Raw genomic sequence first — 6,582 nt, 5'->3', positions numbered from 1 at the left:
GTCTTCATGCGGTCGCCGCGGTGGATATCCAGCAATTGGCAGGCCGGCCCCATGCCGTGCGTGGCATAGACGTCGCCGCGAAACTCACGATTGTAATCCAGACGCCAGTTGTTGTGGTAGTAGGGCCAGAAGTCTTCGAGGTTGTGGATATAAGCACCTTCGGCATGGAGTATCTCTCCCAACAGCCCCTGCTGAGCCATGTGGAGAGTCGTCAGCTCGAAGTAGTCGTAAACGCAGTTCTCCAGCTGAATGCAGTGCTTGCGCGTACGCTCCGAGGTGTCGATGAGTTTCCATATCTCGTCCAAGGTCATGGCAGCCGGTACTTCGATGGCGGCATGCTTGCCATGCTCCATGGCATAGACCCCCATCTCGGCATGAGTCTTCCAGTCCGTGACGATATAGACGAGGTCGATATCGGGGCGTTCGCACAACTTTTTCCAAGCATCGGGGCTACTGGAATAGGCTGCTGCCTTGGGGAGTCCCGCCTTGACGAGGATCTCTTGTGTCTTCTCCACCCTGTCCGGCTCGATGTCACAGAGTGCCACGATCTGAGCCCCGGGAATGTGGACAAAACGCTCCACGGCACCCGGGCCGCGCATACCGAGGCCGATAATTCCGATGCGCACAGTCTCCATCTTGGGAGTGGTCAATTGCAAAACGTCCTGCTGCCCGGCAGGGCGTGCGGGAGTCTCTACAGTGATGGGAGCATATCCCACGGCGGGCTTCTGTGCATGGAGTACGGAGCCTACGGCCACGGCCAAAATCACACAGAGCGTACCAAAAACTTTATGTATCATACTTCGTTAGATTTTCTTGCGTGACAAAGATACGTCTAAGTAATGCAACAGCAAACAGACTACACAGCTGCGTTTTCCTTACAGAAATCACAATAACAAACTCTATTACAGCGAGTTTTTGACTTTTCTCACAGGTACGCAAAGCAAAAAACGGAGTTTTCACGTTCGTGGACACATATGCAGAAGCAAAAAATGGCGTTTTCATGTCCGCGTACATGTACGTAAAGCCCAAAAACGCAGTTTTCTCATTCGCGTACATGTACACAGAGGCAAAAGAGGAAGTCGTTGCCTCTTCATACATGCACACCAACAAAAGAATCTCAACCTTCAATAGCTCGCTTCATTACACTCCTATATTATAATAAAAAGACTTCGACCCTTTACTAAAGATGCATATACGAACGATATCTACACATTTATGTGCGAAATGTGCAAAAATGTATTTTTTTCTCCAAGTTTGATTTTATCAAAAGAATACACTATATTGCGGTGGTATTAATTCACCTCTTCTGTTTAGGAGAATAATTTTAATTTATATGAAAAAAAGTTTTCGCCTTGCTTCAGCGTTCCTATTGGGAACTCTAAGCAGTTTTTCACAAGTCGTGAATGTCAATCCGAATCCAAATGGAGAACCATGGTTGGCTGGAACTCTTCCAGTGCCTACACCTGAAATGGCACTACAACTACGGCAACTACCTGTATTTGAGCCATCTGCAAGCTCCTTGGAGAAGTTTTTACCTCCATCAGCAGACAACTCGCAGCATATATTTATGGCTCCCGTTTTCACTCAGAATGGAGAAAGTTGCGCTCAAGCCGCTGGGGTTGGCTATACTTTTACGTATGAAATTAATCGATTGCGTCTATTGAATTCAAGTATTATTGACAATCAATACCCGACCCATTACACTTGGAATTTTCTAAACAATGGCAATGGATCGGGATCTTGGATGCAACATGGGTGGACGATCATCAAAGAGAATGGATGTCCTGATAAAATTACATATCAAAATCCAAACAATGACCCTCGATTCTGGATGGGTAACTACATGAATTATTATTATGCAAATCACAATAAAATCAAAAAACATGGACAGATAAAAATCGGTGATGAGGAAGGGCTAAAGAGCTTAAAACATTGGCTTGCTGACCATCATGAGGGAGCAAAAACAGGAGGTTTGGCATGCTTTGCCGCATATTATTTTGGGCTCAAAAAGGGAGTATTAGCCTCTGGTACGCCCCATGCCGGCAAGTCAATATGGTTTAAATACGATAGTAGTAGAGTTGGCTTTCACGTAATGACTATTGTCGGATATGATGACAATGTTCGTTACGATGTCAACGGTGATGGCAGATACACTAATGATATTGATATAAACGGTGACGGTCGAGTTGACATGAGCGACTGGGAGATCGGAGCGGTTAAAGTCGTTAATAGTTGGGGATCCACTTTTCCGACGTCAAACGATGGAGGTTACATATATATGCTCTATAGCATCCTTGCAACAACTGTATCATACCCGACACTTACACAGGATGCTATATACAATAAGCAATGCTATGTGATGGAAGCTCTAAAGGCCAATGAACCGGAGCTTATGGTCAAGGCAACGATACAACACCCATGCAGACACAAACTTCGCATATCTCTTCTTAAAGAGGAGGCTTTCCTACCTTCCCCACAGTATCCCCTATATCAGTTTTTTTCTTTTTCCAATCTTGGTGGTTGTTTCCCCATGAATGGAGCAAACAACACCTCCCTAGAGATAGGGCTTAATTTCCCAGAAAACTTTTCCGATGATAATCTAAAAGCTATTCGTCTAAGAATCAATGAAAATGACCCAGAAAGCCTGTATCAAGGCAATATATCTTCTGTGTCATTAATTGATTATCGTTGGGGTGAAGTATTCGAAATTATTAGCGAGAATTTTGGAACAACTCCTATAATCAACAATTCTGCCACCGATATCAGGATTCCATACCAACTTCTGCCTCACGAAGAACCAATATCTGGCAGTATTAGCTATGAAGGACCTGTTTATAGTCGGTTCTCTCCTTTGTTGGCATCAGGTTCATCTTTGAACCTCGAATTTAGGGCGAAGCTACAGATGTACAATAGCCATATCAAAGTAGAGCCAGGGGCACTTTTAACGATTCAAAATAACGTAACCATTGAGGCAAAAAGTGGCAAAAATGAAATTACGATTGAAGGAGATTTAGTTATCGGAGAGAATGTGACTTTCATGTCAAACACAGAGGAACCACTCATCATCAGATTAGTGAACAACGCAAATAGTGCGGAATTGCAAAAGGCAAAATTCATTAACTGCATCATTCACTCCTCACTCGAAACCACAAGTTTTAACGATTGCGACTTTACAAATACCAGTATCTATCAAAATGAAAGAGGAGAATTTTCTGCTTCCTCTTCTCGATTTATAAAGAGTAACGTTATTGTACAAAGAAGACAACAGCTTGCAACTACAGAAGAGTCTCTAAGAAGTAATATTAAGAACTGTCTATTTGACGGGCAAGGTTTGAGAAAAGACGCAATACTGCTTTCCGGATGCAATAATCTGAACATTACAAACAATACAATCAGCAATTACCATAAAAATGGAATTGCGCTCATGTATTGTAATCGTAGAACTAATCAGGGTATGAATCTAATCAGAAACAATATCATTTCAAACAACGCCCTTGACAATATATCTCGAGGATTCGGTGGGATAAATGTCTATAATAGCGTTGTCACGATCACAGATAATAAAATCCGCAACAATCAAAATGGGGTGTTGCTACTGAACCGTAGCGTAGCAATTCTATCAGGTAGTGATTGCTATACAGACACTAACCAAATGCAAGTAATCGAGGACAATACGAATAACCAAGTTTATGCTTCGTCCGATTGTATGCCTTACCCATGCAGATACAATTATTTTTCCGGCACGAACAACAGCAAATGGTTTTATCTTGATACTCCAATCTTGTCGGGACGAGTGGATTTGCGTTACAATGCTTGGGGGGAAGGCTTTACTCCTGACACTCATCTTTATCCCTCTGGCTATACAATTTTGCCAATGTGCAATATTCGGGGAGGAGATAGTGAAAGCAATGGGTATGAATTGTTTGCCAATGCTGATCAAATGCAAGCGATCGGCAGTATTGAAGAAGCTCGGATGCTCTTAAAGAGTGTTGTTGAAACATATTCCAATGACATATTAGCACCAATAGCTCTAACAAGACTCTACGCATTGGAAGTGGCTTCAGGTGATAACTGGGAGAATTTCTACGGCTATCTTGATCAATCTTCAGCTATATCGGAGAATGTCTCCTTGGCAGAAAACAGTCGATACATTAAAGCTTTAAGCGAAATATGTCAAGGAAATACGGAGCAAGCTCTGTCTCAACTTCAAGGGATCGAACTATTTCCTTACTCAATTCAGGACTCTGTATTTGCCTCTATTGATCAAATATACTTGAATGCCTCCGAGCCAATCAATCTCCGAAAAACAGAAGAAAGCAACGACATTGAGGGAATAGTGGATGCATTCTCGAATTATCGCGATGAACAGTTGGGTTCTTTATTCGACTCGCCCATTTCTATCACCCGCTCAATACCGACTCTTTGTCCGACAATCGTGTTACACCAGTCGGTACCCAATCCTGCAGAGGAGCAAGTTACGATACCTTTTGAATTGAAAAAAGAGGGCAAGATCAGCATTCAGATTATTGATGCCTATGGTACACCTGCTGTTAGTAAAGATTTAGGTCTTTTGCTGATGGGAGCACATAGCATCGAAATCAACATTGCTCATCTTCGAAGCGGTTATTACTTCTACTCTCTCTCAATTGATGGAACAAGAAGCGAATACAAGAAATTGATTGTTAAGTAAAAATATAAAATCATCTCCTTCAAAAAATAGTGCTCTTATAGAAGAGGTTCATTTTTTGAAGGAGACATTTAAACTCAATTGATATGAAAAAATTATTATTCATTATCTGTCTGTGTCTGTCTTTACTGCCACTGGAAAGTCAAACACATGCCCCGGCTTTTTGGAAAGAATTGGAAAATCCAGTCCTGGCTGTTTCGCCCAATGCCCATTTTTTCTTCGATGCTGTAATCGGGCGTTCGGGAAGGGCTTATGCCTATATAGGATATGCTTGTCCTCAGGGCACGGAGAAGTCGATGGTGCTGACAGCCAAGAGCGTTACAGATGGCGAAGCAGATTGGAAAGAATGTCCTTACTTTACCTTGAACGAGATCGTAGAATGGCCCTTAGGGGCTAAGCGAATCTATTCGTGGGATGTATCTTTGGACGACAAGTTGTACGCATGCGAGAAATCTCGACTACACGAGCTTTCCGATCCCTTTGGAGAGGGACGGATTCTATTCGAACTCCCACCCACAAACCAATCTCAGAGAAGGGAGAAAGACTGCCCTGTGCCGGAAGATAGAATGCTTGCCGTACACAAGGCTTCCGATGGCACGCTTTTCTTGATTACTGCATACGCTATTTACAAATCCTCTGGCAATTATGATACATTCGAACCAATATTTTCCTTTGATATTCCATACGAAATGAACGAGGGAAATGAAAACATATTTGTTTATATTGCTTCTAATCATGACAGGACACAAACCTATGCGATTGTCAATTGCAATTTTCATGGTTATAGTATGAATAAAATTTTCGATTTGACCGCAGAAAAGGAGCTCCCTTTATATCCATCGAGGAATGCACCCATGACATTAAATGCCCCTGCCATAGATGACAATGGTAATCTTTATTTTACTGAGTGGAAAAATGGCATATACAACTATCCCGTATATGACGCGAGCAATGACCCCAAATTCATCGTTATGTATGATGCTAAAGAAAAAGTATATCACAAACGACTGATTGGGAATATGTATATTACTACGCCCCCTAATTCTGTACTTCATCTTGAGGGGATTGACCCGTATAGCTTTTTGATAGATCGTGCCGGTTATATTTATCTATCCGGACGGAATAATGAAGGTTATGGCACTCCAAACTGGAATAGCTTCGAAAGCGGGGGTATGTGGGTTGGCAAATTAGGGCAAACAGAGTGGGAAAGCCTTCCATTAAGTCCAATTGAAGAGGACAAAACCATTTATGGACAATTATACTCTTCGCGCTTTCGGGGAATCGACAGGGATGGTTATTACTATATGATCACCAAGGATCCACAAAACTTGACACATCTGCTTGTCTCAACTTCCCCCCATCCGACTGCATGGGAATGGACATCTATCTCCCCCTTGGCTGAGGTGAAGATGCAGGTATATGTAGAGGGGAATGAAATCGTCATCAATTCTCCAGATGAACAACTGACAGGAGAAGTCAGCATCTATAATACGACGGGTATTCGCGTAGCGCGAAAAGAAGTGACGAATGCAGAAAGCGTTCGCATCGGCTCTGGGCACCTGCCTCAAGGCATCTATTTGATTGGAGCAACGGGCATAAGCGGAAAACGCATCATCGGCAAGATCGCCCTATAAGTAACCACACAACGCTTGATCGGGCTGCGTCCACGGGTACAAGAAACACCCGCAGACGCAGTCCGCCTTTTTCTCTCGATTTCGGCTTCCATCATTTGGCTGTTTCCAACTTTTCTCTACTGCTGCATCGGCTAAAGCTCATAGCCACTCTGCCAAGTCATATACGTCCATGTCGAGGGGCAATCCGTTGCGCAGGCAGTAGATGAGTCGGTAGTCCATGATGTAGTCCATGCCACCGTGTCCGCCCACTTTCTTGGCAGT

Annotated in this window: 3 protein-coding genes; 2 read left to right on the top strand and 1 reads right to left on the bottom strand. The window is 43.1% G+C overall.

Annotation, left to right across the window (positions count from 1 at the left end):
- Nucleotides 1-797 (bottom strand): Gfo/Idh/MocA family protein (locus C7382_RS09795; protein ID WP_133241554.1); only part of this gene is annotated, 797 nt, incomplete at its 3' end.
- 536 nt (nt 798-1,333) lie between these two features.
- Here C7382_RS09795 and C7382_RS09785 point away from each other — a divergent pair.
- Both C7382_RS09785 and C7382_RS09780 read left to right on the top strand, forming a co-directional pair.
- Nucleotides 1,334-4,690 (top strand): T9SS type A sorting domain-containing protein, encoded by a 3,357-nt coding sequence (locus C7382_RS09785; protein WP_116680088.1) that lies wholly within the window; start codon nt 1,334-1,336, stop codon nt 4,688-4,690.
- Between the two features lie 83 nt (nt 4,691-4,773).
- A complete protein-coding gene (locus C7382_RS09780; RefSeq protein WP_116680087.1) occupies nt 4,774-6,321 on the top strand; it encodes a T9SS type A sorting domain-containing protein in 1,548 nt (515 codons plus the stop codon).
- Nucleotides 6,322-6,582 lie beyond the last annotated feature (261 nt).

Source organism: Porphyromonas loveana (assembly GCF_003096695.1).
Lineage (GTDB): Bacteria > Bacteroidota > Bacteroidia > Bacteroidales > Porphyromonadaceae > Porphyromonas > Porphyromonas loveana.
The sequence above is the reverse complement of the archived record's forward strand: the minus strand, read 5'-3'. Positions and strand labels throughout refer to the sequence as shown.